This is a genomic window from Shigella sp. FC1567 (genome assembly GCF_001743015.1).
GTDB classification, from domain to species: Bacteria; Pseudomonadota; Gammaproteobacteria; order Enterobacterales; family Enterobacteriaceae; genus Escherichia; species Escherichia coli.
This window is the reverse complement of record NZ_MIIV01000284.1, coordinates 1-1,244: the sequence shown is the minus strand read 5'-3', so window position 1 is coordinate 1,244 and position 1,244 is coordinate 1. Positions and strand designations below refer to the sequence as shown.

General features: G+C 60.0%; 1 pseudogene. It reads right to left on the bottom strand.

What is annotated here, in order from left to right:
• Positions 1-1,244: pseudogene (rhsB, locus tag BHE85_RS15790) on the bottom strand (rhs element protein RhsB); the annotation flags it as partial.

The window sequence follows — 1,244 nt, the reverse complement described above, 5'->3', positions numbered from 1 at the left end:
GCCATTCCACGGCGGGCAGGCTGTCCGGTATACAGCGGTTCGCCAGTCCCTGCGCGTTGTACGCATGTCTGGTCTCATGCTGCCAGAGCAGTGCTTCCGGCTGCGGGTGATGCACCGTCTGGCGCTCACCGGTCAGCCGGCCTTTCTCATCATACCTGTAATGCACCGTCACCCGGTGCCCTTCGCTGAGATGGCTGATGTCTGTCAGCCAGCCACGTTTGTCATACTGCCACTGCTCTGCGGTTTCGCCATTCACGGTGCGGTGCGTGAGGCGGTCTGCTTCGTCATAGTGCCAGTGGGTGACCAGCCCCTCATCCTCGCTGCGGATAAGTTTGCCGGTCAGGTCGTGGTGATAACGCTGTGTGCGGCCGTCAAAGCCGGTTTCCTGTATCAGCCGGTCGAGTACATCGTAACGGAAGGTGGTGTGGCTGCCGTTTTCACTGGTCAGGCGGATGACCCGTCCTGCAGCATCGTATTCCATACTGCGCGTCAGCTCGCCCTGCGTGGTACGGATGGCCTTTCCCCACGCATCGTACTGTGTCCCGTTTCTGCTGCCGTCCGGGGCAATGACGGCGGTCAGGTCACCGGCGGCGTTGTATTCATACCGCGTTTCATGGCCCTGCGTGTCTTTCACGGCAATTAACTGTCCACGGCTGTCGTATGCGCGGTACTGACTCAGCCCTTCCTCGCGGTGCACCGCCGTCATCTGCCCGAAGCGGTCATGGTCATAACGGGTTACATAACCGGAACAGTCGGTGAAGCTCAGCAACTGACCGTAACGGCTCCACGTCATGGTTTTCCGGCTACCGGTGGCATCTTCCGTTGCGCAGGGTAAGTCACTGTGTGGATTATCATAACGGTAGCGGATGATATCGCCGTCAGGGGCAGTTTCCTGAATCAGACGGCCCCATTCATCATATTCCCGGCGTATTTCCAGCCCGTCAGGCCCGGTGGCTGACGTTAACTGGCTGTGGTGGTTATAGTAAAACGCCGATGCCCTGCCATCCGGCGTGGTGATGCGCGTGATGAGGCCCGTCACCACATCCGGGCTGTATTCTGTTGTCCGGCCTGCGGCATCCGTCTGTGTCCTGAGCCTGCCCACGGCGTCAAACTGACTCTGCGTGACGCTGCCGTCCGCGTGTTCCTTTTTCACCACCCGCTTCAGCCCGGCTTCACCCTGCGTGTGCAGCACTTCACGGCGGTTCAGGCTGTCGGTGATGGTGATGCGGTCCTTCTCATACTGA